Genomic DNA, 1,430 nt, shown 5'->3' on the forward strand with positions numbered 1-1,430 from the left:
CTTTTTTCACCTGCTGAAGGTTATCAATCTTCTTATTGAGTATCTCGGCATTCTTTCTTCTGCCAATGCCCTGGCGGGCAGATCCACCCCCCTTTCGGCTGGTTCGGGGGCACAGGCATGCCCTGACGGGCAGATCCACCGCCCTTTCGGCTGGTTCGGGGTCGCAGGCATGCCCTGGCGGGCAGATCAGCGCCTTTTCGGCAGGTTCGGGGGCGCAGGCATGCCCTGACAGACGGCTGCATTGCCCATATGCGTTTTGCGCGCGAGGACCCTGTTGCTCCTGTCAAAAGCGTGGCGAAATGAAGTGGCCCAAAAGAGGGCAGCAGAATACCGAAATCCCAGCTTGAAATAGCTCAGCTATTTGTCACTGTGCGGTTCTGCCTGCTGTGATTAGCCATGCACTGCTGGGGAAGACTCATCTGCTAGAATTGCTTGGACGAAAGGAGACGCAATGGTACTCGACAGATACGCGCGATTTGCTGACAGCGCCGACGTGCTCTCTTGCCCCCTTTGCCACAGCGCCCTGAAGCTGCAGGAAGGGAGCCTCGTATGTCCGAAGAGGCACTGCTTCGATATCGCAAAGCAGGGGTACGTAAACCTTCTAGGGCCCTCCAGGCAGTCAGCCCACTACAGCAAAGAATCCTTTGAGAGCCGCATGGCAATCCTGGAGGCAGGGTATTACGACCACGTGAAAGAAGCCGTCCTCACCGCGGTAGGAAGGGCCCTTTCCCCAAGCGAGGGTCCTGCAGCTGTGAACGCGACGCCATTCCGCGTGCTCGACGCGGGATGCGGAGAAGGCTTCTATGCACGTGCAATCCGAGAAAACCTCTGTGTCGACGTGGTGGCGTTTGACCTCTCAAAAGACGCCATGCTGATGGCGGCCCGCCACGATTCCAGAAAGGCGGTCAAATGGCTGGTTGGCGACCTGACGAACATCCCCGTGCTGAAAGGCTCCATCAACTGCGTGGTGGACGTATTCGCTCCCTCGAACTACGACGAATTCAAGCGCGTTCTCACCCCAACCAGAAACGCCTCCGCGCCAGGAGTGCTGGTCAAAGTGGTTCCAGGCAGCAATCATCTTACGGAGCTGCGCCACCTTGCTGAAGGATCTTTGCGCAGCAAGGAATACTCAAACCAGCTGGTGACCGATTGCTTTGAGAAGCACTTCAAGATGACCGACCGCATCAAGGTGACGCGCACCTTCGAGATGTCCGAAAGGGACGTCCGCGTGTTCGCCGAGATGACGCCGCTGCTGTTCGGCATCGACGCGGAGTCCCTAAATCTATCGCGTGTGAAAAGCATCACCATCGAGGCTGAATTGCTGGTGGGCACCCCTCGCTCCCAAGGCCCTTCATGAGCTCAGCCAGCTCATCATCCTCTTAATTGCAGGGCTGAAGGACAGCCCTTGTCAACCGCCCCAGAAGAAATCT

General features: G+C 57.4%; 2 protein-coding genes and 1 pseudogene. All 3 read left to right on the plus strand.

Annotation, left to right across the window (positions count from 1 at the left end; all coding sequences use genetic code 11):
• Positions 1-229: hypothetical protein (locus ACQRAQ_RS08535; RefSeq protein ID WP_368019215.1), on the plus strand; the 229-nt coding region annotated here is incomplete at its 5' end.
• 222 nt (positions 230-451) lie between these two features.
• Positions 452-592, plus strand: a pseudogene (locus tag ACQRAQ_RS08540) (putative RNA methyltransferase); the annotation flags it as partial.
• Between the two features lie 63 nt (positions 593-655).
• A complete protein-coding gene (locus ACQRAQ_RS08545) occupies positions 656-1,357 on the plus strand; it encodes a methyltransferase domain-containing protein (RefSeq protein ID WP_052241580.1) in 702 nt (233 codons plus the stop codon).
• Positions 1,358-1,430 lie beyond the last annotated feature (73 nt).

Source organism: Collinsella sp. SGI.178 (assembly GCF_050313495.1).
Lineage (GTDB): Bacteria > Actinomycetota > Coriobacteriia > Coriobacteriales > Coriobacteriaceae > Collinsella.

Coding starts and splice junctions, on each gene's coding strand:
- ACQRAQ_RS08545 (WP_052241580.1), top strand. CDS start 656: ATGGCAATCCTGGAGGCAGGGTATTACGACCACGTGAAAGAAGCCGTC.